Genomic DNA, 25,096 nt, shown 5'->3' on the forward strand with positions numbered 1-25,096 from the left:
CGCAACAGTTTCAGCCGTCCGCTGTGCGGACCTCGACGCGGCACGGATATTCACCTTTCTTCATCAGGCTGTTGAGCCGCAAGCTCCTATAACTTTCCGGAACAAAGACCAGCCCATCGGGAAACCGCGGACTTATCTTTAGACGGGCCGTCAGGTGCCCCGCAGGTGATGTCACAACCACCATCTGCATGGCTGCAAGTCCCCGTTCCTGGGCATCCCGGGCACTCATCTCTACGTAAGGCTCTTCCGCCACCGTGGCGAGCGTGGCCGAGTGTTCAGAGAAATTCCCCCCGTAAAACAGCCCGTTGCCCGTAATCAGAGCCAGCCCGTCCCCGCTTGCAATTCTGGCCGGTTCCGGTGCTTTGAGCGATCTATCCAAGGGCCGTTTCAGCGCGGACGTGAATGCCCCATCCGGTCCGATTTTTTCCATCGAAAGGCCGGAATAGGCGGGGTACGTGCCGGCGATTTCGCCAAAGACCCCCGCGTGATCCGAGAGTTTCAGAGGCGTATCGCCAAGCGCCGCAAACCATCCGAATATCTCAAGATTGCTCCGCGCTCCGAATACCGGTGTACGGAACTTGCGCACGGTCTGGACCCGCCCTTCATTATTGGTGAATGTTCCCGCCTCTTCACCATGTGCCGCCGAAGGCAGCACCACGTCGGCCAGCCCGGCAATGTCCGTCCGAACCCAATCCTGCACGATCAACAGATTCACCTTCTTCAGCGCATCCACAACGCGGGCACGATCCGGGTAGGAACCGACGGGATCCGCACCCGCAACATAGAGCGCGCCGATCCGCCCCTCGGCGCACAGATCGAGCAACCCATCGACCGTCACACGCGGTTTCCCGTCCGAGACCGCGGCCATGTCCAGCGCGCCCATCTGATTGGGACGGTCAAAAAGTCCCTGCAATGCAACAGTTTTTCCAAGGCCCCGCAAGCGATGCAAAAGACAACGAAGCAAAGAAACGACTGCTTCGGCATCCGGGGTTCTGAACAGGTCCATACCGATCAGAACCGTTATACCTGGGGCGGCGGACAGAGCCGCAGTCAGAGCGCCCAGCCCCACCTTCGCCTGCTCGTTTTGACCGCGCGCACTCCCCGCCTCTATTTCAGAGATGATCGGGTCGGACGACCCTTCGCGCTGATCATGCAGACTTTCGAGCATCGCCGACAAAAAGGAGGCTTCTGTTCCCGGAAGCATGCGCAAAGCAACGCGTGCGTCGGCATCAAGCCGGGACGGGCGCGCCGAAAGCAGATACAGTTGCGTCGCACCTTGTCGCGCCGCGCCGCGCAGAAGGTACTCGCTGACCGGGTTTTCCTCGGTCACGTTGCTGCCAATGACCAGCGTGCAATCTGTCCTGATGACCTCTTCGAAGGGCGCGCGCGTATAGAAATCGCGCAGCAACGGACCAAGCGCACCGGGGAAGTCGAAACGCGAGGATATAGTGACCAGATCGCTGTCCAGGGCTGTGCGCATGAGCTTCCCGAACTGAAACAGCGCCTCGTTTGTTAGTCGTGGCGAGACTATCCCGGCCGCGCGGCCCCCGGTCCGGGCCAGCCGCGCGCGCAGATGGGCGCCTGTGTCTTCCCAGGACATCGGTGTCAAGGCATCGCCCTGCCGGATCATCGGACGCTTGATCCGGTCCGGGCTGGCGAAGACGTCCATTCCGAACCGCCCGCGCACGCACAGAGTTTCCAGGTTCAGTCCCGTATCCCATTTCGACCGCACCCGCATGAATTCGCCATCACGTGAACCCACCGTCAGGTGGCAACCGGTTCCGCAATGGGCACAGATCGTGTCGGTTTCGACCAGATCCCAGGGCCGCGATTTGTAGCGGTAAGGAAAGCTCATCAGCGCCCCGACCGGGCAGACTTCGATGCAGTTACCGCATTGGTCGCAACTGGCAAGGCTGCCTTCGAACCCGGTCACGGCGGTGTCCATGCCTTTTTCGACCGTCCCTAGGGCCACCGCGCCGACCACCTCTTCGCACATACGCACGCAGCGCTGGCACTGGATGCAGCGGTTGACGTTCATGATAACAACCGGGCTGAGCTGTATGTCTTTGGAATGAAACACCCGTTTGGGATCGCGGAACAGGCTTTCCCGAGGGCCGTATTCCATCACCATGTCCTGCAATTCGCATTCGCCGCCCTTGTCGCAGATCGGACAGTCGAGCGGGTGGTTGGCCAGCAACATGTCGAGCATGACCGAACGTGTTTCCGCGACTTGCTCGGTTGTCGTCCGCACCACCATGCCATCCATGACCGCCGTTGCACAGGCGGGCTGCAGCTTACCCTGTCCTTCAATCTCAACGAGGCACATCCGGCACGAGGCCAATACCGGCAGCCGCTTCTGGAAACAGAAAGTGGGAATGTCGATGCCCAACCCTTCGGCAGCGCTCAGGATTGTGGTTCCCTGCTGTACGCGCACCTCGTGGTTATCAATGGTTATAGTCAGGGTGGTGATATCGCTGGTATCGCTCAATGAAACGGGCACCTCCCTTCGTCGATATGGGTGACAAATTCATCGCGAAAATGCTCCAGCGACGCACGCAACCCCATTGCCGCGCCATCACCCAGAGCACAGAACGTGTTGCCGAAAATGCCGTTGCACAGCCCCTCCAACTGATCCAGATCTTTCGGTTCGCCTTCGCCCGCTTCGATCCGGCGTAGAATCTTCACCACCCAGTCCAGTCCTTCTCGGCAGGGCGTGCACTTGCCGCAGCTTTCATGATGAAAAAATTCGATGATCCGGGTCGCAACCTTGACGATGCAGGTGCTGTCATCAATTGCGATTACACCTGCTGAACCAAGCATGGACCCGACAGCAGCCAGCGAGTCAAAGTCCATGCCGACGTCCAGCCCGCTCTCAGGGATCATCGGCGCCGACACGCCCCCGGGGATAACCGCCTTGATCTGGCGGCCTTCAGGCGGTCCGCCCCCGTGTTCTACGATCAATTCTCGCAATGGAATGCCCATCGGAAGCTCGTAAAGGCCGGGTTTGCGCAGATGCCCGGACAGACAGTAAAGCTTGGGTCCCGGACTTTTCTCGGGCCCGATCCCGCGAAACCAATATGCGCCGCGTTCGATGATTGCGGGCACACAAGCCAGCGTCTCGACATTATTGATCACCGTGGGGCAGTCATAAAGCCCCGCCACCGCCGGAAAAGGCGGTTTCAGTTTTGGCTGCGCGCGACGGCCTTGAAGGGATTCTAGCATCGCGGTTTCCTCGCCGCAGATATAGGCACCGGCGCCTTCGTGAATATGGACGTCGAAATCGAAATCCGACCCCAATATTCGACCCCCGAGATACCCCTGTTCCCGCGCCTCAGAGATCGCCGCCCGCAATGTCCGGATCGCCTTCACATATTCACCACGCACATAGACATACGCTGTCTCAGCTCCTATCGCGCGGGCACAGATGGCCATCCCTTCGATCAACAGATGCGGATCCTCCTCCATGATGATCCGGTCCTTGAATGTGCCCGGCTCACCCTCATCCGCATTGCAACAGAGGTATTTCGGCTTCTCTCCGCCCTTCGGAACAAAGCTCCACTTGAGCCCGGTCGGGAATCCCGCTCCGCCCCGCCCGCGCAAACCCGAGTCCATGACTGTTTCGATGATTTCATCGGGAGTATAGTCCTTCAACACCCTCGCAAGCGCCGAATATCCGCCTGTGGTCCGATAGACGCTCAACCTCTGGCTGTCGGAGGTGCCGATATTCCTGAGAAGGACAGCCTCAGTCATCACCTGTCCTCCCGGTGTTCCGCAATGCCGCCAACAAGTCGTCGATCCGCGCCGTATCAATATTGCCGTGATAATCGTCGCCAACCTGCATCACCGGTGCCATTTCGCATGCACCCAGACATTCCACTGTGGACAGAGTGAACAACCCGTCCTCGGTCGTATCGCCCTTTGCGATGCCCAGTACCTGTTCCATATGCGCCTGCAATGCCTCGGACCCGCGCAACATGCAGGATAGGTTGTTGCAAAGTTGCAGGTGGAACCGGCCCACGGGTTTGGTGTGGTAGAGCGTGTAGAAAGTCGCCAGCTCATAGACCCAGATCCGCTCCACGCCCAGAATGTCGGCCACCTCTTCCAGCACTTCGCCGGTCAGAACGCTGTGCTCCTTCTGCGCGATATACAGCGCCGGCATAATGGCCGAACGCTGGTCGGGATAGCGCGCCGCCGCCGCCTCAATCCGCATGCGCATGTCCATTGGCGCGTTCACTTGTCCACCTCCGCCATCACAGGGTCCAAACTGCCCAGAACTGCGATCATATCGGCAAGGTAATGGGCGTTTTTGGTCCCATAGAGTGCCTGAAGATTGACAAAAGACGGCGCCCGAACCTTCATCCGGAATGGTTTTGGGCTACCATCGCTGACAATGTAGAACCCAAGTTCACCCTTGGGGGCCTCGATGGCCGAGTAGACCTCGCCCGCAGGAACCTTGAAGCCATAGGCCGACAGGTCGAAATGCTGGATCAGCGCCTCCATGGAGCTGTGCACGCGGTCCTTGTCGACCGGGAAGGCCACCGTGGGAATATCCGCGAGAAATCGACCTTCGGGCATCTGCTTGAGGCATTGTTCGATAATCCTGACGCTTTCTCGCATCTCTTCAACCCGGCAACGCCACCGGGCGTAGCAATCGCCCTCTTCACGGGTAATCACATCAAATTCGACCTGATCGTAAATCTCATAGGGTTCATCCCGGCGAATGTCCCAATCCACGCCCGATGCCCTTAGATTTGGGCCGCTGAGCCCAAGGTCGATCGCATCCTCGGGCTCAATCACGCCGATGCCCCTGGTACGCTTGATGAACATCCGGTTCTTTTCGACCAGGCGTTCGTAATCGCGGATTCGATTGGGGAAGATGTCGCAGAACTCTCTGATCTTGCCCGCGAACTCCTCGGGCAGATCCTCTCGCACGCCACCCACCCGACAATACGAGGTATGCATCCGCGCGCCGGTGACCATCTCCATCAGGTCCATGATCATTTCCCGTTCGCGCATCGCGTAAAGCAGCGCAGTCATCGCACCGAGATCCATCGGCAACGCGCCAGTGATCAGCAGATGCCCCGACAGCCGGGCAAGCTCGGCCATGATGACCCGGATATATTGCGCGCGAACAGGTGCATCAATTTCCAGCAGCTTTTCCACCGCCAGCGCGAAGGCCAGATTGTTGGACGGCGGGCAGACATAATCCAGCCGGTCCGTCAGCGGAAAAATCTGAGTGTAGGTGAAATTCTCGGACAGCTTTTCCGTCCCGCGATGCAGATAGCCGATATGTGGATCAACCCGCTCGACATATTCACCATCCATTTCCAGCACCAGGCGCAGAACCCCGTGCGTGCTGGGATGCTGCGGCCCGAGGTTCAGCAGTACCTCCTTGGTATCCGGCGGCCCGCCCGGAGGCGGCCTGAGTTCCGTGGCCTCGGTCATGGTTTTCCTCCGGTGCCGCCGGGGATGTCTTTGGTCTCAAGATCCGGCCGTGTTGGTGGCACGCCTTCTGCGCCAAAGGGGTTCAGCTCATCCCTGTAGCCCCTGAGCGGGAAGTCCTTGCGCTGCGGGAACCCTTCGAACCCCTCCCACATGTAAATGCGGCGCAAATCCGGGTGGCCGTCGAAGGTGATGCCATACATGTCCCACGCTTCGCGCTCGTGCCAGTTGGCAGTGCGCCAGACACCGGCGACACTGGCGATATGTGGTGGCTCGCTTAACCGGCATTTCAGGCGGACGCGCCATTTGTCGGACAGGGAATACAGATGGTAGACAACCTCAAATCTGGGAGTGTCCGGCAGGTAATCGACCCCGCATATATCAGAGAGAAAATTGAAACCCAATTCGTCTTTCAGAAACCGGCAGAGATCGACGATGGTTTCGGGTGAAGTGGTGAAAACGTGGATGCCATGTGACACGCCGGTGTAGGAAACCGTATCGCCGAACCGCTTTTCGAGCCGGGCTATGAAGGGGACCGCAGCACCGGTCATGGACCCGCAACCCGGCCAAGCGGTGTATCCGCAAGCGCCTCGGATTTCTTAATTTTCTCCTGCAGCAGTAGAAACCCGTGCATCAGCGCCTCGGGTCGCGGCGGGCAACCGGGCACGTGCACGTCTACCGGCACGAAGGTCTCGGACCCCTGTACGACGGCATAAGTGTTGTAAACTCCACCGGAAATGGCGCAGGTGCCCATAGCGATGACCCAGCGCGGCTCGGGCATCTGGTCGTAAAGGCGGCGGATCACCGGGGCGAATTTTCGTGTCACCGTGCCAGCGATGATCATCACATCGGACTGGCGCGGTGATGGCCGGAACACAATCCCGAACCGGTCCAGATCATAGCGTGCACATCCCGCCGAGATCATCTCGATCGCGCAGCAGGCGATACCGAAGGTTTCTGGCCAGAGTGCCGATTTGCGGCTCCAGCGGACGATCTGGTCGGTTGTGGTAAACAACACGCTGTCGCGGATTACGTTTCCCATTCCAACGCTCCTTTCAGCCAGGCGTAGGCAAATCCCACCAGCAACAGGACGATGAAAACGAACATCTCGATATAGCCGACGATGCCGATTTCTTTCAGCACGACGGCCCATGGAAAGAGAAACATCGCCTCGACATCGAAAACGACGAACAGGATCGCAATCAGGAAGAACTGCGCCTTGAACTGACCTGCGGCGGCCTCGCCTGCCGGGTCCATGCCGCATTCATAAGGCATATTCTTGGCGGGGTACGGGTTGGAAGGGCGCAGCAATGATGAGACAAAAAGTGTCGCCGTCACCACGAGGATTACCCCGGCGACCATGATGAGAACAGGTAGAAATTCAAGTCCAGTCATATCGCAAAACCCAGTGCTCCGGACCTTGCGCTCGTAATACCCGCCCAAATATCAAGGGCTTACCAACCCCAGGGAAAGTTCGAAAGCTTTCCTTGTAGCTGAAATGATAACCGTCGACGTCTGTTTTTCAAATAAAAAACATGTGTGTGTATGTCAGTAAGCAGTATCGAAGGTACTTTGCGCCAATGTGTCTGGCCCCAGTTTATCCACCCGGAATCGACACTTGTGCCAGTTCGAGGAACCACGCGGGTAGAACGCCGATCACGATGGTCCCTAGGGCGGCAATCGCCAACGTCAGCTTCAGACCGGGCGTAAACGCCAGTTCGAACTTTCCCGCCGGTTTGCGCATGTAGATCACCATGACGATACGGATGTAGAAATAGGCCGCTACCACGCTCAGCAGCACAGCAATTACTGCGACTGCCACGTGCCCATGTTCAATCAGCGCGATCAGCACATAAAATTTAGCAAAGAACCCAGCCGTAGGCGGAATACCGGCCAATGCGAACAGAAACAGTAACATCGACAAGGCAAGCGCGGGATGCGATGTAGAAAGTCCTGAATAGTCATTGATGGCTTCGCCCCGGCTTGTCTCAGAGCGCATAGCTATTATGGCGGCAAACATACCGATATTCATGAAGGTATAAATCAACAAGTAAAGCATCACGCTTGCCGCACCGTCCGGGCCGCCTGCTACGATACCCAACAGCGCAAAACCGGAATGGGCGATGCTGGAATAGGCCAGCAGGCGTTTGATGTTGTCCTGCACCAGTGCCACGAAACTGCCGAGGGCCATTGTGAAGACAGCAATCACGGCAACGACGATCCAGACCTCTGTCGACGCCAGCAACGGGTTCAGGACTACCCGCAGGATTACAGCAAACCCTGCCGCCTTGGGCCCCACGGACATGAAGGCGGTAATGGGAGTAGGTGCGCCCTCGTAAACATCAGGAACCCACATGTGAAACGGCACCGCGCCGACCTTGAAAACCAATCCGGCAACGATGAACACGACCGCCAACAGCAGACCGGGATCGCGCTGGCTGCCGGTTACGGCGGCGGCGATGCCATCGAGATCCGTGGTGCCGGTCAATCCATAGATCAACGACACGCCGTACAGGAACACACCCGTCGAAACCGCACCCAGGATCACGTATTTCAGCGCCGCTTCGTTCGAACGTACGTCGCGCCGCAGCAGCCCGGTCAGCACATAAGTGCAAAGCGCCATCAGCTCGAGCCCGACATAGATGGACAGCAAATCGGTGGCCGAGGCCATGATCATCATGCCGGACAGCGCGAACAGCAGAAGCACATTGTATTCTCCGCGCTGGACCCGCTCGATCTCGACATAGCGGCGCGACAGCAAAAGGGTCAGCACGGTGGCGATGTAGAAGATGGCCTTGAAAAAGGCCGAGAAGTGATCGGACGCGAACATACCAGAATAGACCAACAGGTTCTGATCCGCCAAGGCCCAGGTCAGTGCGGCAGCGGTAAGAACCACACCAATCGCGGCCAGATCCAGAAAATACCCGCGTTCGGGCCGAACGAACAGGCTCAGGATCAGCAGAACACAGGCCCCGGTGATCACCACGATCTCGGGCAGACTGGCCAGAACCGACTGGAGGAGTTGGGTCTGATTCACTCCGCACCCCCCTCTCCAAACACCTGCGTCAGCAAGTGATCGGCCGAAAGCTGGATGATGCTAAGGAACGGTTTCGGATAAAGCCCAATCCAGATCACCAGTATGGCAAGGGGCAGGATCGCGGTAATCTCGCGCCGGTCAAGATCCCAGAAATCGAACCGCTCGCCGACCCGCGCAGTGCCTAAAGCCACGCGCCTGAACATGCTCAGCAGATAGGCAGCTGCCAGAACGGCGCCAAGGATCGAAATACCCGCCAGCAGCGGATTTGCGGCGAAGGCGCCTGACAGAATAAGCAACTCGCCGACAAAAGAATTCAACCCGGGCAGCGCCATTGATGACAACGTAAACAACCCGAGGAAGATGGAGCATAGCGGCGCGATTTTCATCAGCCCGCCATAATCAGCGATGCTGCGGCTGTGCGTGCGTTCGTACATCAGCCCGACAAACAGAAATAGCGCCCCGGTGGTGATGCCATGGTTGAACATCTGCAGAATACCACCCGTCACCCCCCGGCTGTTCAAGGCAAAGATACCGAGCGTGACAAAGCCCATATGCGAGATGCTGGAATAGGCCACCAGTTTTTTCAGATCATCCTGCGCCAGCGCCAGCAAACCTCCGTAGACAATCGCAATTGCAGACAAAACCAGCATCAAGGTGGAGAAATACACCGACGCCTCGGGCAGCATCGGCAGTGAAAAACGCAGAAATCCGTAGGTGCCCATCTTCAATAGAACACCCGCCAGAATGATACTGCCTGCGGTCGGCGCCTCGACATGGGCATCCGGCAGCCAGGTGTGCACCGGCACCATCGGCACTTTCACGGCAAAGGCGATGAGGAAGGCAAAGAACAGCCAGGCTTGCGTGGTAAACGCCAGATCCGCGTTCATCAGGGCGAGAATGTCAAAGGTCTTGCCGCCCTGAAAATACAGCACGATGATTCCTATCAGGAACAGCACACTGCCCGCCAATGTGTAAAGAAAGAATTTGAACGCCGCATACACGCGCCGCTCGCCACCCCAAATGCCGATGATCGCGTACATCGGCACCAGCATCGCCTCCCAGAACACGTAGAACAGAAACAGATCGAGCGCCGAAAAGACTCCCAGCATCAGTGTCTGCATCGCTAGCAGGCTGACCATGAAGGATTTGACCATCGTCTCGATGGCGTTCCATGACGCTAGAACGCAGATCCAGCCAAGAAGCGCAGTGAGAAAGACAAACAGTACCGATATCCCGTCAACCGCCACCGCATATTTGATCCCCAACGCGGGTATCCAATTCCGCTGCTCGGCGAACTGCATCTCGGGCGTGGTGGTGTCGAAACCCAGCAGCAACAGCAGGCAGAGAGCAAAATCGACAAGCGTGACGGCAAGCGCGGTCCATTTTATCGTCTTCACATCCCGCATACACAGAACAGCAACCGCCCCCGCCACCGGCAGGAAGATGATGAGGCTGAGCAGCGGAAACCCCATGCCACCCCCTAAAGCCACACAACGGCGAAAATGGCGATGGCAGCGATGACGCCCGCGATCATTCCCACCGCGTAATGGGTCACGATGCCGGTCTGGACCCTGCGCAGCCGCTCGCCGCTGCGCAGGACACTGCGGGCAACGCCGTTCACAATTGCATCGACCCCGCCAAGATCGGCTCGAAGCCCTGCCTGCGCCGAGCGGTGCATGAAGGGCAGTAGCGATTTTTCCGACACCGTGCTTACCGCCTGTTCATAGCGCGCGAACGGTTTTTCAGCGAAGCGCATGAACGCCCGCGCGCCCTTGCGATAGAACCAGTCGGTGTCGATGCTGACCGTATCCTCGGGATCGAGCGCCTTCAGGAACAACACAAAGCCAAGCGCTGTGAACATCAGGATGCCGAGGCTTTCGCTCACATGCGCCCATGTATAGGGGTGATAATCAACCTCATACGGCAACAGCGCATAAAGCGGCGCGGGGTAGACGCCAATGCAGATGCACAGCACCGCGGCGATGGACATGGCGACCAACATGTTGCGTGGCGGCTCAGGCGGGCGCAGGCCGGAATCTTTGCCGAAGAACATGTAATAGGGCAGTTTCAGGCCGGTATGCAGAAATGTCCCCGACGACGCCAGAGTCAGCAGCAACATTACGGCCGCCCGATGATCGTACCCGGCAGCAGACACCACCATCGACTTGGTCACGAAACCCGAGAAGAAAGGGAAGGCCGAGATCGCAAAAGCTCCGATCATGTAGAGCATCACAGTCAGAGGCATGGTCCGATAGAGCCCGCCAAGCTCGGTCAGTTTGCGCCGCCCGGTGACATAGATCACCGCGCCCGCGCCCATGAACAGCAGTGCCTTGTACAGGATATGGGCGAAGGCGTGGCTGGTCGCGCCATTCAACGCCATTTCGGTTCCGATACCGATACCGGCCACCATGTATCCCACCTGACTGACGATGTGATAGGCCAGCAGGCGGCGGCAATCGTTTTCCATCACCGCGTAGATCACCCCGTATATCGCCATCGCGGTGCCGAACCAGACCAGAAGTTCCGTCCCCGGAAAACCTCGCGCCAGCACATAGACGGCGGTCTTGGTGGTGAAGGCGCTCAGGAACACTGCGCCGGTGACGGTGGCCTCGGGGTATGCATCCGTCAGCCAGGCATTCAAGGGCGGCACGGCGGCGTTCAGGGTAAAACCTATCAGGATAAGATAGGCAGCGGCCCCTAGCGGTCCCCCGATCGGGCCGAAAAAAACCGAGCCTGTCGCCGCCCCGTGCAGGATTACCCCGCCCAAAAGCGCGACACCCCCAGTGAGATGCACCATCAGATAGCGGAACCCGGCCTGCACCGCCTGTTCACCGTCTGCGGCGAAGATGAGATAGGCCGAAGCAAAGGCCATGCCCTCCCAAAACACGAACAACGTCAGGTAATCGCCGGCAAACACTACCCCCAGGGCGCAGCCGACATAGAGGAAGGCTGCGACATGCTGGCCCGGTCGCGTCAGATGCAGGGCATAGATCATGCCGATCAGCGCCATGATCGTAAAAACGGTTGCAAAGACAAGGCTCAGCTTGTCGACCCGTGCAATCAACAACTCCTGCCCCAGAAACCGGACCTCGCCATAAGAGCCTGATTGGGACATCGCAACGGCGGCAACGGCAAGGGCCGGGATCAACAGCAACCAGAGCTTGCGGATCGTTCCGTTCAGAAACGGAATCACCAGAGCTCCGGTAAAGAACAGAATTGTTGGGTGCAGGAACTCAGTCATAGTAATCTTCGGGCTGCATAAGCCCGCCCTGATGACCGAGGAACTTGGAAACGAAAATGATCACCACGCAGGAGCCGAACCCATACACAGCCGACCAGCCCGGCAGCCGTTCCCACAGGTATTCAACATGTTCACGAGGAACCAGGAAATCCGCCGCGACGATCAGGCTCAGCACCAGATAGAACAGGCGAAGGCGGAGATTGGCATATTTCGGATTGCCGAAGAATCCGACGATACGAGCGATCATCTGACCACCTCCTCTGCCAATGTGATGAAATAACCCGGGAAAATACCCATCAAAAGCGACAGAACCCCTGTTGCGATCAGCGGAACCGTGACCAGCGGGATTTCACGGACGTGGTTTTCCCCATCCGGCTCCTTGCCAAAGAAGGCAATATAGCTGACCGGCAGGAAATAGGCCGCATTCAGGATTGAGCTGACCAGCAGCACGACCAGAAATACGAATTGCCCCCCTTCGACAGACCCCAATGCCAGATACCATTTAGACACAAATCCACCGGCCGGTGGCACGCCGATCATGCCGAGCGACGCTACAAAGAATGCGGCCATGGTCCAGGGCAGTTGCCGCCCGATGCCGCCCATCTCGCTGATCTTCCGTTTGCCCGTGGCGCAATAGATTGACCCCGCGCAAAAGAACAACGTGATTTTGGAGAAGGCATGCGCAGCGATATGGATGACACCGCCGACCATTGCGATTGGTGAAAACAGAACTGCCCCGAGGATGATGTAGGAAAGCTGACTGACGGTGGAATAGGCCAGCCGCGCCTTCAGGTCGTCGCGGGTCAGGGCGTATATCGAGGCTGTCAGAATGGTGAAAGAGGCCAGATAGGCCGTAGCGATTGCCAGCCCCAGCGCCTCCATCAACCCGGTGCCGAAAACATCGAACACCACACGCAATACGCAGAAGACCCCCATCTTAACCACCGCCACGGCATGCAGAAGCGCGCTGACCGGGGTCGGGGCCACCATCGCGGCGGGCAGCCAGGCATGTAACGGCATCAACGCCGCCTTTGCGAACCCGAAGAGGTAGCAGAAATAGACAATCGTCAGCAGGATCGGCGTGGCCTCAACCCCGGACAGCAAGCCGCCCTGCACGAAATCCAGCGTGCCTGCCAGATGGTAGGTCAACGCGATAGCTGCCAGCAAAACGCTTTTTGATGCACCCATCAGATAGACGAGGTATTTGCGGCTCCCCTCCCAGGCTTCGTCGTCTTCGTGATGATAGACCAGCGGATAAGTCACGAGGCTCAGCACTTCGTAGAAGATCACCAGCGTAAAGAGATTGGCCGCAAACGCTCCGCCAACGGCGGCGGCAAGGCTGGCTGCAAAACAAATGTAGAACCGCGTCTGCGCATGTTCACCGAGGCTGCGCATGTAACCGATGGTATAGATCGACGCAAAAATCCACAGCAGCGAGGAAATAGTGGCAAACACCATCCCCAATGCATCCACCCGGAAAGCAAAATTAATTCCCGGCAGGATTTCGAATAGAACGAGTTCGTAGGTTCCGCCCGACAAAACCCGGGGTGCCATGGAAGCCACCAAGGCGAACAGCACCACGGACGCAACGGGTGACACGAGGTCCCGTGGCCCAACGCGGTCACGGAGATAGAGAACCAGCCCTGACGCAAGACCGGCGACTGCGATGGCCAGAAGCGGCCTTATGGATAATACCGCCTCCACCCCTACCCCCGCATTATCGTGATTTCATCAACCTTGAGCGTGGCCTTGTTCCGCACCAGAGCAACAAGGATGCCCAGAGCAATGGCAACTTCTGCCGCGGTGATCGCGATGATGAAGATCGCAAAAATTCGGCCCCGGAAATCATCGTGGAAATGGGCGAAAGCGATGAAGTTGACGTTGACCGAATTCAGCAACAACTCAAGCGACATCAGAACCACCAGGATGTTGCGCCGCACCAGAACCCCGGCTGCTCCGACGACGAACAGGACAACGCCCAATACGATATACCACGACAGCGGCACCATCAGCGCGACTCCTTCTGTGCCAACACGATGGCACCAATCAGAGCGACAAGCAGGATGACCGAAGCCACTTCGAAGGGCAGCAGGTAATCGGCAAACAGAGTGGTGCCCAGCTCGCGGATCTCACCGCCGGTTGAGGTCCCCGCAACGGTTTCCGGAAACTTCTGACCCATCAGGACCAGTGCCAACATCTCAAACCCCAGCAACGCCACTAGTCCGAGAGCAGCGAAGTTGCTTCCTGGTAGAAACCGCCGCAGCGTTGCTTCACGGATATCCAACATCATGGTCACGAACAGAAACAGAACCAGGATCGCCCCGACATAGACAAAGATCTGGATAACCGCGAGAAGCGGCGCCTGAAGCAGCACGAAAATTGCCGAGACATTGACGAAACAGGCCATCAGCGCCACCGCGCTGTGGATCGGACTGCGCGCCAACACCACCCCCAGGGCCGCCGCCACGGCCCCAATTGCAAATATCAGAAAAAACCCCTGTTCCATCGACGTCGACTCCCGACGTACGTTTTCAATCCGGCCCGATACAGCCGGAATTCGGATTGTGGTAATGTTCAATGTACCAATGAATTGTGCCTCAAATGGCCTTTTTTAACAAGGATTTCTCGGTGTTGGGTGTCGTCGGGCCGAACCCGAACCATCTGTTCATGCCCATTTTGCGAATATGCAAGCTACCCTTTAGCAGCTCCGGAGCGGCGGATCGCGCTCTCTTGCGGTCGGTCGGAACCGCGGCTCCGAAACGCCGTTCTTCACGGTTTTCCCGTGAAAAGCTACGCGCCGCACAGGGCCCCGATCTGGTGTCAACAATGGTGCGGACACTGTGGTTCGTTCAGACCAGACCCAAGCCGACGGCGGACTGCGGATTGATCGCAAGATCGGAAAAAGTCGCAACATTCCCGCCGACCACGTTATCCCGCTGCATAAGCGCGACCTGAGCAGGTGTGATCGGCGGTCTGGGGAATACGACCAACGCTGCGGCAAGAGACCACCAGAACCAATACGGCACCGGCAGCAGCAACCGATTTTTGCCACCGCGCCGCTCCAATCGTTGCAGTATTTCCTTGTAGGTAAACACATCCGGCCCGCCCAGCTCGTAAACGTGTCCGCGGGGCCCGGAAATTTCCGAAATGGAAGCCACCGCCTTGGCCACATCGCCCACATCAACCGGCTGCAACCGAACGCTACCGTCACCGAATAACGGAAGAACAGGCATGCGCCGAACAATCGCGTCGAACTCCCCGAAAAACGCGCCGCTGCGGCTGAACATGGCACTGGGTCGCAATATCGTGGCCTCCGGAAAGGCACGGCAGACCTCATCTTCGCCTTCCGCACGGGCGCGAACATAGGCGGATGGAGAGGCTCGGTCAGCTCCAATCCCCGAGATATGCACCAGACAGCGGGCACCAACTGACTTCGCTGTTTCGGCGACCGTGCGGGCTCCGCCGACATGCACATCCCGAAAGGTGTCCGTCCGGGTTTCAACATAGAGGCCAATGCAATTGACGACCACAGTAGCGCCCTGCAACGCGCTTTGCACTGTATCGGGGCTTTTCAAATCACAATGAACCACACGGACCCCACCGTCCGGATCATTGCCAAACCGGGCGACCTTGTCCGGACATCGCGTTGCGACGCCGACGGCGAACCCCCTGCCCTGCAATTGCTGAACCACCCGGCGCCCGAGGAACCCTGTACCCCCGAGGACAATCACCGTTTTTCCGGTTTTCGCTGTGGTCACATGCGCCTCATTCGTCTTTCTTATGCGCTTTTGGAAGCAGATCGATGGGCAGCGGGAACACAACCGTCGTCGTACCGTCGGCGGCAATGTCATTGAGGGCGTTGAAATAGCGCAGCTGCATCGAGTTTGGCTGGGTCGCCAAAAGTTTGCCAGCTTCCACCAGTTTCGACGCCGCCTGAAACTCACCTTGCGCATTGATAACCCGCGCCCGGCGCAGGCGTTCAGCTTCGGCTTGTTTGGCAATGGCGCGAACCATGCTTTCATCGATATCCACATGCTTGATCTCGACATTCGCGACCTTGATGCCCCAGGCATCCGTCTGGCGATCCAGAATCTCCTGAACATCAGCGTTGAGCTTGTCACGCTCCGCCAGCATCTCGTCCAGCTCGTGCTTTCCCAGGACCGACCGCAAGGTGGTCTGCGCCAATTGGCTGACGGCGGCCCGGAAATCGGCCACGTTTATGATCGCGCGCTGTGGGTCCACGATGCGAAAATAGATGACCGCGTTGACCTTGACCGAAACATTGTCGCGGCTGATCACATCCTGACTGGGCACATCTTCGACGAACATGCGCAGGTCGGTACGTACAAGCTGCTGCACAACCGGAATGATCAGGACAAATCCCGGCCCTGAGACCCGCGTGAACCGCCCCAGCGTGAATAGAACCCCGCGCTCATATTCCCGGAAAATGTAGATCGCCGCCTGCAGGAACAGGAACACCAGCACCAGCCCGATGAGATAGGCGACCCATTCGAACTGGAATACTTCCATCATCATGCTCCTTCGTCAGCAGCTGATTTCTTTCCGGTCTCTGGCCCGACCTGTAATGTGAGACCGTCGATCCCCAGAACGCATACGTCCTGTCCGGGCCGGAGACCGGGTATTCCCATGGCTTGCCACCGTTCACCCTCGACCCAGACAAAGCCAGTCCCATCGGACCAGTCCAGCACACGGGCCGGCGCCCCCAGCATGCGGGCCGAACCCGATACCGGCGCTTGTCGGTAGGTGTGGACCGTGTACCCCAGAAGCACGGCCAGGATCGACGTACTGACCAGCGCCATGACCCCGATCAGCCACCACGAGATTTGGTAGGCTTCGACATCCGTGTCCACCAGCATCGCGGCCCCCAGCGAAAAGGCGATAATCCCGCCAAGACCCAGCACTCCAAAGCTTGGCGAAAAGGCTTCGGCCACCATAAAGGCGATGCCCAGTCCGATCAGGGCCAGCCCCGCATAGTCGAGCGGCAACTGATTAAGCGCATAAAGCCCCAGCGTCAGACATATTGCGCCGACAACGCCGGGAACAATCGCACCAGGGTTCCAGAATTCGAAGATCAGGCCATAAACACCAAGCATCATCAGAACCAGCGCCACATTTGGGTTCGACAGAATGCTGAGAATCCGGGTGACCGTCCCCATCTCGATCCGTTCAACAGGCTGACCGGAGACATCCAGAGTCAGTCGGGATTCACCCATCACCACGCTGCGCCCGTCCGCATCCCGCAGAAGCGCGCTGAGATCTGCGGCAATCAGATCAATAACATTCAGTTCGCGTGCCTGTTCCGCCGACAAGCTCTCGGCCTGCCGAACGGCGCGTTCAGCCCAATCCGCATTGCACCCGTGCATTTCGGCCAGGCTGCGGATCAAGGCAGCGGCATCATTTGTGGCTTTGGCCGACATGGCATCCTTTGGCGCCAGCGGGTCGCTCTCAGCCTCTTCCTTGGCTTTCTTGTCCTTTTCATCCGCCTCGTCGAGCGGCTGTTCCGGCAAACCGCCAGGCATACCTCCAATCGCAACCGGAGTGGCCGCGCCAAGGTTCGTTCCCGGCGCCATCGCTGCGACATGGCTTGCGTACATGATGTAAGTGCCCGCGCTGGCCGCGTGGGCACCGGGCGGGGCGACATAGGTGATCACCGGTACCGGCGACAGCAGTATTTCCGATATTATCTCGCGCATTGCGTCGGCGAGCCCGCCGGGCGTGTTGAGTTGCAATACAACCGCGGACGTCGGCGAATTTCGTGAATGCTCTAGCACGCGCGTAATATGATGCACGGTTGCCGGGCCAATTGGCCCCTCGATCACCGTGTGCAACACCCGGTTCTCAGGCACGTCTGCCATATCAACCTGGCCGTTTAACCGGTCCGCCGACAGGAAGCTCAGGATGATGAGGCAGAGGAGTTGTAACCGTTGCTTCGCAGTCTCCATATTTGCTTCCTCACAACAGAAGGTAGCACAATCCGCCTCTTGCTCAAATTCTGATCCCCCTTACTGCCGGTTGGCAGCGTCGGAACCGATTGTGCCGCCTCGTTGTTTCTCTGGCGGGTACCGTCTGGTTGGGTTTTGTCGCAAACTTTATTGAGAGCAGCACAGTTGCTGTTGATGAGCCGATTATCCTGCCAATCGGGCGAACTGCTGAAACGGGCAGAGTCCAGACGTGAGTTGACCTTTGCGGACCTTGTTAGCGACTTCGATTCCGTTCAGCGTTGCCGCTGCTGAAGCAAACGCTTTGAACCCCAACATCGGTCGAGTGCGCCGTTTGATGAAACGGTGGTCCTGCTCGACGAGATTGTTCAGATACTTCCGCCTGACCATCTCGACTGGAATTGGGCAACCAAAGCCCTTCAGCATCTTGTCGATGGTCTTGATACCAGCGGTGTTCGCACCGTTCTTGTCTATGACGATATTTCGCGAAAGACCGCTGCATTCCAACATTAGTGCGAAGAATTTCGTCGCAGCAGGTTTGTTCCTGCCGTTTAGACAGCATGAAATCAAGAGTCTTATCGAGTTTGTCGACCGCTCAGTATTGGTAGACCCATTCTCCTTTGACGCGCGCATAGGTTTAGTCCATTCGCCAGAATCGTTCGCAGCAACGCTTCTGACGACATGCTCAGTCTGCGATCAATGGTGCGCCTTTGAATGAGATTGTCACTGCCCGCCTCGTTCGAGTATCGAGACGCCGTTAGCACTGAGGCGTCGGAGCCGAAAGTTAGCGACATAGACACCGGAAGGGTCTGTTGCGAAGTTTGTTGCTGACCGTAGAAACTTCGCCGGGCTAACGGGTTAAACAGCCAATTCTGCGAATTGCTGAAACGGGACAGATCCGATTGCAAACTATCGAAATACCTTTCTCGTCAATCTGAAGCCGAAATTTTCGACACAACTGCTTACTGTCGCCGAGCGCTGCGTGATTGTACTGAGCCCTCTAGGTCTGACTTTGATGTTAAAAACAGGTCGGCAACTTGAGACCGAAGCCAGACGCAGGCGGATTCCGACTCTGTTCTTGTGTGCCAGACCATTTTGATGCTTGCGGCTGTCCTCGAAATTGAAAACGGCAAAACCTCTATCTGATGTGTTCTTCTGAGATCGTTGGCATATTGCCGAGGAGCGATGACCACGACGTCAAGCTGCGACAGCAATTGGGGCAAGGCTCCGAAGTATCCTACGCGCAGGACGACGCTGCCAGATAGACCGAGGCGTGAAATTGAATCGTTGATATCTTTGGCATAAGTTGCTTCGGGAACAGAAAGAACGATCTTTTCCTTCCTCAATTCATCCAAACTTTTTGGGCGTCGATCCAACCCTTTGCCTACAATCGCCACATAGTTTTCTTCAAATAATGTAACCGTCCGAATACCCCGCTCGCGGATATTGACCATGCCAATCGCGAGATCTACATCGCCATCCTCCAATGATTGAGCCAGCATTGGCAGCGGAGTCGAGTGATTAAACAACTTAATGCCCGGTGCGATCCGCAGCGCCCTAATGGCCAATTGCGGCAGAAATACAGTTTCTCCCAATCCCGATAACGACAGGCGAAACACTCGTTTGGAATTGGCAGGATCAAATTCGCTCCCCTCGCCAAGAGATTCGAAAAGCCCATCCAGATGGCGCCGGACATCTGGAATGATCCGCTCGGCAAATGGTGTTGGCACCATCCCTGTACGTGACCGCACGAACAAAGGATCACCCAGAGCGTGACGTAGCCTGGACAGAGCATTGCTGGAGGCAGGCTGACTTAGGCCAAGTTGCGCTGCTGCTACGGAAACCGAACCGGTTTCACCCAGCTCTACTAGAACGCGGAGAAGATTAAGATCCAGTGTACGCAGATTTATTGACATCGTGAATATAGTCCATTCGGAATATCCGTTGGACGCATAATTACTTTGTCGCGATAGTTTCGGCAACTCCGGTTTCGGACCGGTAGTGAAAACGCCAGACGACAAGGGATACAGCCGTGGAAGTTTCATTCTCCAAAGAAATTGAAAAGCTGAAACTCGGCAACGGTGAGACGTTTCACGGCGAAGGGATTCTCGCGGTCACCAAAGCGTTGCTGCAATCGGGCGTTTCTTATGTCGGTGGCTATCAGGGCTCTCCGGTGTCTCACCTGATTGACGTGATGGTTCAGGCAGCTCCGGAAATGTCCGAATTGGGCGTGCATGTGGAGCCTTGCACCAACGAAGCGTCAGCCGCCGCCATGTTGGGGGCGTCGATCATGTATCCGGTGCGGGGTGCAGTCACTTGGAAATCCATCGTCGGCACCAATGTGGCCGCTGATGCATTGTCAAATCTGGCCTCGCCGGGCGTCATGGGTGGGGCTCTTATCGTAATCGGCGAGGATTACGGCGAAGGGTCCAGTGTCATTCAGGAACGCAGCCATGCGTATGCGATGAAATCGACCCTGTGGCTGATGGACCCGCGCCCGAACCTGCCCAGCATTGTTAATTGTGTCGAAAAGTCCTTTGAACTGTCCGAGGCGTCGAATACGCCGGTGATGATGGAGCTGCGCATCCGCGCCTGCCATGTTCAAGGCGCGTTTCAAACCAAGGACAACATCGCGCCCGCGATTTCGATGAAGCAGGTTTTGTCGGAACCTGCGCCGCACAACTACGACCAACTGGCACACCCGCCTGTCACCTTTGGCCATGAGCGTTTGAAATCAGGCGAGCGCATGCAGGCCGCACGTGACTTCATCCGAGACAACAAGCTGAACGAATGGTTTGATGGGGCGCAAAAGGATGTGGGCATCATCGTGCAGGGCGGGCTATATAACGCCTTGATCCGCGCGCTGGCCGAGATGGGGCTTGCGGATGCGCACGGTAATTGTGAGTTGCCGATCCTGGCCTTGAACGTGGTTTATCCGTTGGTGCCCAACGAGATCCTGAAGTTCACGGAAGACAAACGCGCGGTACTGGTTCTGGAAGAGGGTCAGCCTGAATACATTGAGAATGAAATCGGCACAATCCTGCGCCGCGCCGGATCGACTGTGATACTGGCGGGGAAGGATGTGTTGCCGATGGCGGGGGAATACACTTCCGAAGTCATGGGCGCCGGGGTGGGCAAGTTCCTGCGTCAGCATCTGCCAAATGTCGGCAACCTCCTGGGTGACGTAAGCTATGCCGAGGAAATCGCAGAGCTTCGGTCTGAGGCGAAGGCACTGTTGGCCGATCCAGTGCCGCCGCGTCCGCCCGGTTTTTGCACCGGTTGCCCGGAACGGCCTTTCTTTTCAGCCCTGAAACTGACCGAGCAGGAGATCGGTAAAGTCCACTATTCCGCCGACATCGGCTGTCACGCCTTTGCCACCTTTGCCCCGTTCAACTTCGGCAACTCCATTTTGGGCTACGGTATGAGCCTTGCTTCCAACTCGTCAGTGGCGAGCTTTCAAGAGAAACGCCCCATCGCCGTGATGGGCGATGGGGGGTTCTGGCACAACGGACTTTTGTCCGGGGTCACGTCGCGTTTGTTGAATGGCGGGGACGGTATCCTTGTCATCATGAAGAACGGTTATACCTCGGCCACAGGCACGCAGGAGGTGATCTCTTCTCCGGACAAGACGCTGAAGCTGGCCTCGGCCGAGAAAAGTGCCACCGATGGCGAAACCACCATCGAAGACGCATTGAAAGGTGTTGGAGTGAAGTGGCTTCGCACGGTGCATAACTACGATGTGTCCAAAATGCGCGAGACGCTCAAGGACGCTTTCAGCACCAAATTCGATGGACTCAAGGTGATCGTAGCCGAGGGCGAATGTCAGCTGGAACGCCAACGCCGGATCAAGCCGATCCGCGCCAAGGCCCTGGCTGCCGGCGAACGGGTTGCGCGTACCCGGTTCGGAGTGGACGAAGACACCTGCACCGGGGATCATTCCTGTATCCGTCTGTCGGGCTGTCCGACGCTGACGATCAAATCATCGACCGATCCGCTGAAAACCGATCCGGTGGCACACGTGAACAATGGCTGCGTCGGTTGCGGGCTGTGCGGTGAGGTAGCCCATGCCGCCACGCTGTGCCCCTCGTTCTGGCGGGCCGAGATCGTGTCTAACCCAAACTGGTGGGACCGAACCAAAGCCCGCTTCCGCAGCCTGATGACCGGAGTGAAAGCCGCATGAGCATGCAATACACACAGACCCCGCCGCTTCGTATCCTGCTGGCCGCTCTTGGCGGCGAAGGCGGCGGGGTGCTGATGAACTGGATTGTCGGTGCCGCGCGCGACGCCGGGTTGGTCGCACAGGCCACATCCGTCCCCGGAGTGGCGCAGCGCACCGGGTCCACCAGTTACTACATCGAAATCGCCCCTGCGACGGCAGAAACGCCCGTGCTCAGCCTGGTTCCCATGCCGGGTCGGGTGGATGTGGTTCTGTCCAGCGAACTGGTTGAAAGCGCGCGGGCAATGGCAGCGGGATACGTCTCGCCCAAAGTCACAACGCTCATAAGCTCGACCGCACGGTTCTACTCGACCGCAGAAAAGATCGCGATGGGCGATGGCCGCTATTCCGAAGAGAACGTGCGCCGCACTGCCGAGGCGATGGCGAAAGAAAGCTACTTGCTCGATCTGGGGCAGATGGCAACGGACAATGGCACATTCGTCAGTGCCACCATGTTCGGCGCGCTGGCGGGCAGTGGGGTTCTGCCTTGGAACCTGGATCATTCCCGCAAAGTGTTCGGCACCGGTAAATCGGCGGCGGCCAGCCTTGCCGGGTTCGACACTGCCTGTGCCGCGGTACGAAAGCTGCAAGCCGGAGAAAGGATAGAAGTGCAGCCCGAGGCGGAAATCACCCCGAGGCCGATTAGCCCTCGGGACCTGTCGCACCTGCCTGACGACCTGAGTGCCGTGATCGGGCATGGCCATAACCGCTGTACGGACTATCAGGACACGCAGTATGGCGAAGAATATCTGGATCGGGTTGATCAGCTGTTGACGGCCGCCGACCTGTCGAACCACCAGGCCCTGCATGCGGTCAAGGAAGGTTGCCGCCGTCTGGCACTGTGGATGGCGTATGAGGATGTGGCGCGGGTTGCCGATCTGAAGACCCGGCCTGAACGGTTCGAACGCATCCATGCCGAGGCTCAGCTGAAACCAGGTCAAGTGTTGACCATCACCGAATACATGAAGCCGCGCGCCGAAGAGATTGCCGACATTCTGCCGGTATCGCTGGGCGCGCGCGTCATGAAACGGGTCGAAAACGGTGGCTCCTTTCCGTTTCTCGGCAAGGGTATTCATGTCCGGTCGAACGGGATTGCCGGGTATTGGATGTTGCGCGGCGTGGCGAGCCTCCGCCGGATGCGGCGGCGGTCGTACCGGTTTGCGAACGAACAGCACGCCATCGAGAACTGGATGAGCGCGATGACCACGGCGCTTGGTCGTGCCCCCGAGTTTGCTGCGGGCTTGGCAGAGCTGCCCCGGGTTTTAAAAGGCTATTCCGACACGTTGTTGAGAGGTAAGTCCGCCTATGACAGGATCATGGCCGGAATCGTCTTGCCCGCCTTGCGCGACGGGACCGAGCGCGAAGCTGCAGGAGCTCTGCGCGCGGCCATCGGCGCGGCGCTAGCCGACGACAGCCATGCCAAGCTCGACCAGGCCCTCGATAATGGATCACCGGTCGCGGCCCCAATTCCCAACCTGAAACAGGCCGTTTAGCGTGAACGTTGCTTCACAGCGATGCCAAACGCGTCAGGTTGCTGCACTTTGTTGCTAGAAATGATAACCAAATACGATGAAAAGTCATTTTCCCTCGTACGCTAGGGAAACTATGGTGAACTGAAACGGGCCATTGCGCCGATTCCGGGAGATCCGACATGCTAACCAGCCGCCGGACCGTCTTGATCGAATGGGGCGATTGCGACCCAGCCGACATCGTCTTTTATCCGCGATACTTCGCGTGGTTTGACGCCTCGACCGCCAACCACTTCAAGGCAGCCGGCTTGCCGAAGCCCGAATTGGTGGGCCGGTACGGCGTTGTCGGATTTCCGATGGTTGACACACGGGCCAAGTTCCATGTCCCCTCAAGCTATGGGGAGGCGGTGACCATCGAAACCCGGATAACCCGTTTCGGGCGGGCAAGTTTCGATGTCGAACACAAGCTGCTGCGGGGAGAGACACTGGCCGTGGAAGGGTTCGAAAAGCGGGTTCTGGTAAAACGGAGCGAAGATGGCAAGGGGATTATGTCCTGTCCTGTGCCGGAGGAGGTCAAAGCACTGTTCACTGCCTGATCCGGGTGTGAACGGGTAAAGCTGATTGGGAGGTCGCCGGGTTACGTCGGCGACGGGAAGTCAAAGCTAGTCTACGAGGAGAAGACCAATGAACGTTGTTGCAAAAACCAAGGCGATCGCCCTTGGCATCGCCGTCGCCGCTGCGGGTGCCACCGCCTCAGCTGCGGCTGAGTTCGATTTCAAGTTGCACCATTTCCTGAGCCCGAAGGCACCGGCACACAGTCAAATGCTGGAGCCCTGGGCCGAAAGGATCATGGAAGCCTCGGACGGGCGTATCAGCATCGAAATTTTCCCTTCAATGACACTGGGCGGTAAGCCGCCGCAATTGCCGCGTCAGGTGCGTGACGGTGTGGTCGACATGGCCTGGATTGTGAACGCCTATGCGGCCGGGTCATTCCCGCGTACCGAAGTGTTTGAACTGCCCGGCGTGCATCAAGGTAGCAGTGCTGCCGTGAATTTGGCGATGCAGGAAATGTATGCCGATGAACTGAGCCAGGATTTCAAGGGTATGACCGCGCTGTTCCAGCATGTGCATGGCGGTCAAGCCCTGCATATGGTGTCCGACGAGGTACGCTCGCCCGCTGATCTGGAGGGCAAGAAAATGCGGATTCCATCGCGCACCGGCGCCTGGGTGCTGGAAGCGCTTGGCGCGAGTCCGGTGAAAACCTCGGTGGGTGAGATCCCGGTCGCCCTGTCGAAAAAGGTGATCGACGGCGCGATGATCCCGTTCGAGATTATTCCACCGCTGAAAATTCAGGAGCAGACCAAATACCAGATCGAAGGTCCGGGAGGTAAGCGCCTTGGAACCACCTCGTTCTCGGTTGTCATGAACCAGGCGCGTTGGGACAGCCTTCCGGCGGATATCCAGCAGATCTTCATTGATAACTCCGGTCCCGAATGGCACGCAGAGGTTGGTGAAATCTGGGATGGCGCTGAAGCGTTTGGCATCGGGCTGGCAGTTAAGGCTGGCAACGAGCATATTCAGTTGAACGATGCGGAATGGGCCGAGTTCGAGGCCGCCATGGCGCCGGTAGTGACCCGCTGGATCGAAGAGATGGCCGAAAAGGGAATCGACGGTCAGGCGCTGTATGACCATGCAGTACAGCTGGTGTCCGAAAACATGGCGACGAACTGA

The 25,096-nt window shown here is 57.9% G+C and carries 21 protein-coding genes and 2 pseudogenes; 4 read left to right on the top strand and 19 right to left on the bottom strand.

What is annotated here, in order from left to right:
• Positions 1-10 precede the first annotated feature (10 nt).
• The 19 genes and pseudogenes from nuoG to AC2TCY_RS19095 all read right to left on the bottom strand — a co-directional run bounded on the left by nuoG (position 11) and on the right by AC2TCY_RS19095 (position 19,596).
• The gene (nuoG, locus tag AC2TCY_RS19005) at positions 11-2,488 is read right to left on the bottom strand and encodes an NADH-quinone oxidoreductase subunit NuoG (protein WP_480849796.1); all 2,478 of its coding nucleotides are present in this window, start codon (positions 2,486-2,488) and stop codon (positions 11-13) included.
• On the bottom strand, positions 2,485-3,750 hold the full coding sequence (nuoF, locus tag AC2TCY_RS19010; RefSeq protein WP_480849798.1) for an NADH-quinone oxidoreductase subunit NuoF: 1,266 nt from the start codon (positions 3,748-3,750) through the stop codon (positions 2,485-2,487). Before nuoF ends, nuoG begins: the two co-directional genes overlap by 4 nt.
• Positions 3,743-4,234, bottom strand: a complete 492-nt coding sequence (nuoE, locus tag AC2TCY_RS19015) for an NADH-quinone oxidoreductase subunit NuoE (protein ID WP_480849800.1) — start codon at positions 4,232-4,234, stop codon at positions 3,743-3,745. The genes nuoF and nuoE overlap by 8 nt, the downstream gene beginning before the upstream one ends.
• Positions 4,231-5,445, bottom strand: coding sequence for an NADH dehydrogenase (quinone) subunit D (gene nuoD / locus AC2TCY_RS19020; protein WP_480849802.1), 1,215 nt, complete (start codon positions 5,443-5,445; stop codon positions 4,231-4,233). Before nuoD ends, nuoE begins: the two co-directional genes overlap by 4 nt.
• Positions 5,442-5,993, bottom strand: coding sequence for an NADH-quinone oxidoreductase subunit C (locus AC2TCY_RS19025; protein WP_480849803.1), 552 nt, complete (start codon positions 5,991-5,993; stop codon positions 5,442-5,444). The genes nuoD and AC2TCY_RS19025 overlap by 4 nt, the downstream gene beginning before the upstream one ends.
• The gene (locus AC2TCY_RS19030) at positions 5,990-6,484 is read right to left on the bottom strand and encodes a NuoB/complex I 20 kDa subunit family protein (protein WP_480849805.1); all 495 of its coding nucleotides are present in this window, start codon (positions 6,482-6,484) and stop codon (positions 5,990-5,992) included. The genes AC2TCY_RS19025 and AC2TCY_RS19030 overlap by 4 nt, the downstream gene beginning before the upstream one ends.
• Positions 6,472-6,837: an NADH-quinone oxidoreductase subunit A gene (locus AC2TCY_RS19035; protein ID WP_170763339.1), complete on the bottom strand. Its 366-nt coding sequence runs from the start codon at positions 6,835-6,837 to the stop codon at positions 6,472-6,474. The genes AC2TCY_RS19030 and AC2TCY_RS19035 overlap by 13 nt, the downstream gene beginning before the upstream one ends.
• Before the next feature lie 202 nt (positions 6,838-7,039).
• Entirely contained in the window at positions 7,040-8,479 is a 1,440-nt protein-coding gene (locus AC2TCY_RS19040) for an NADH-quinone oxidoreductase subunit N (RefSeq protein ID WP_480849807.1), read from the bottom strand.
• Positions 8,476-9,951, bottom strand: coding sequence for an NADH-quinone oxidoreductase subunit M (locus AC2TCY_RS19045; protein WP_480849809.1), 1,476 nt, complete (start codon positions 9,949-9,951; stop codon positions 8,476-8,478). The genes AC2TCY_RS19040 and AC2TCY_RS19045 overlap by 4 nt, the downstream gene beginning before the upstream one ends.
• Positions 9,952-9,959: 8 nt before the next feature.
• A complete protein-coding gene (locus AC2TCY_RS19050) occupies positions 9,960-11,720 on the bottom strand; it encodes a Na(+)/H(+) antiporter subunit D (RefSeq protein ID WP_480849811.1) in 1,761 nt (586 codons plus the stop codon).
• On the bottom strand, positions 11,713-11,967 hold the full coding sequence (locus AC2TCY_RS19055; RefSeq protein WP_480849813.1) for a hypothetical protein: 255 nt from the start codon (positions 11,965-11,967) through the stop codon (positions 11,713-11,715). The genes AC2TCY_RS19050 and AC2TCY_RS19055 overlap by 8 nt, the downstream gene beginning before the upstream one ends.
• Positions 11,964-13,424, bottom strand: coding sequence for a monovalent cation/H+ antiporter subunit D family protein (locus AC2TCY_RS19060; RefSeq protein WP_480849815.1), 1,461 nt, complete (start codon positions 13,422-13,424; stop codon positions 11,964-11,966). Before AC2TCY_RS19060 ends, AC2TCY_RS19055 begins: the two co-directional genes overlap by 4 nt.
• Positions 13,425-13,426: 2 nt before the next feature.
• Positions 13,427-13,729, bottom strand: coding sequence for an NADH-quinone oxidoreductase subunit NuoK (gene nuoK / locus AC2TCY_RS19065; protein ID WP_480806927.1), 303 nt, complete (start codon positions 13,727-13,729; stop codon positions 13,427-13,429).
• Between the two features lie 8 nt (positions 13,730-13,737).
• Positions 13,738-14,226 (bottom strand): annotated as a pseudogene (locus AC2TCY_RS19070) (NADH-quinone oxidoreductase subunit J family protein); the annotation flags it as partial.
• A 343-nt stretch (positions 14,227-14,569) separates the two neighbouring features.
• A complete protein-coding gene (locus AC2TCY_RS19075; RefSeq protein WP_480849817.1) occupies positions 14,570-15,478 on the bottom strand; it encodes a complex I NDUFA9 subunit family protein in 909 nt (302 codons plus the stop codon).
• A gap of 7 nt (positions 15,479-15,485) precedes the next feature.
• The gene (locus AC2TCY_RS19080) at positions 15,486-16,250 is read right to left on the bottom strand and encodes a slipin family protein (protein WP_480849819.1); all 765 of its coding nucleotides are present in this window, start codon (positions 16,248-16,250) and stop codon (positions 15,486-15,488) included.
• Positions 16,251-16,252: 2 nt separating this feature from the next.
• On the bottom strand, positions 16,253-17,683 hold the full coding sequence (locus tag AC2TCY_RS19085) for an NfeD family protein (protein ID WP_480849821.1): 1,431 nt from the start codon (positions 17,681-17,683) through the stop codon (positions 16,253-16,255).
• Positions 17,684-17,866: 183 nt separating this feature from the next.
• Positions 17,867-18,365: pseudogene (locus AC2TCY_RS19090) on the bottom strand (IS6 family transposase); the annotation flags it as partial.
• A 277-nt stretch (positions 18,366-18,642) separates the two neighbouring features.
• Entirely contained in the window at positions 18,643-19,596 is a 954-nt protein-coding gene (locus tag AC2TCY_RS19095; protein WP_480849823.1) for a LysR family transcriptional regulator, read from the bottom strand.
• A gap of 116 nt (positions 19,597-19,712) precedes the next feature.
• Here AC2TCY_RS19095 and AC2TCY_RS19100 point away from each other — a divergent pair, with 116 nt between their 5' ends.
• The 4 genes from AC2TCY_RS19100 (at position 19,713) to AC2TCY_RS19115 (ending at position 25,096) form a co-directional block, all read left to right on the top strand.
• Positions 19,713-21,860 (top strand): thiamine pyrophosphate-dependent enzyme, encoded by a 2,148-nt coding sequence (locus AC2TCY_RS19100; protein WP_480849824.1) that lies wholly within the window; start codon positions 19,713-19,715, stop codon positions 21,858-21,860.
• Positions 21,857-23,389, top strand: coding sequence for an indolepyruvate oxidoreductase subunit beta family protein (locus AC2TCY_RS19105; protein ID WP_480849826.1), 1,533 nt, complete (start codon positions 21,857-21,859; stop codon positions 23,387-23,389). The genes AC2TCY_RS19100 and AC2TCY_RS19105 overlap by 4 nt, the downstream gene beginning before the upstream one ends.
• Before the next feature lie 158 nt (positions 23,390-23,547).
• Complete coding sequence (locus AC2TCY_RS19110; protein ID WP_480849828.1) at positions 23,548-23,961, top strand: acyl-CoA thioesterase; 414 nt, start codon at positions 23,548-23,550, stop codon at positions 23,959-23,961.
• Positions 23,962-24,049: 88 nt separating this feature from the next.
• A complete protein-coding gene (locus AC2TCY_RS19115; RefSeq protein ID WP_480849830.1) occupies positions 24,050-25,096 on the top strand; it encodes a TRAP transporter substrate-binding protein in 1,047 nt (348 codons plus the stop codon).

This window comes from Ruegeria sp. HKCCD7181, assembly GCF_057221055.1.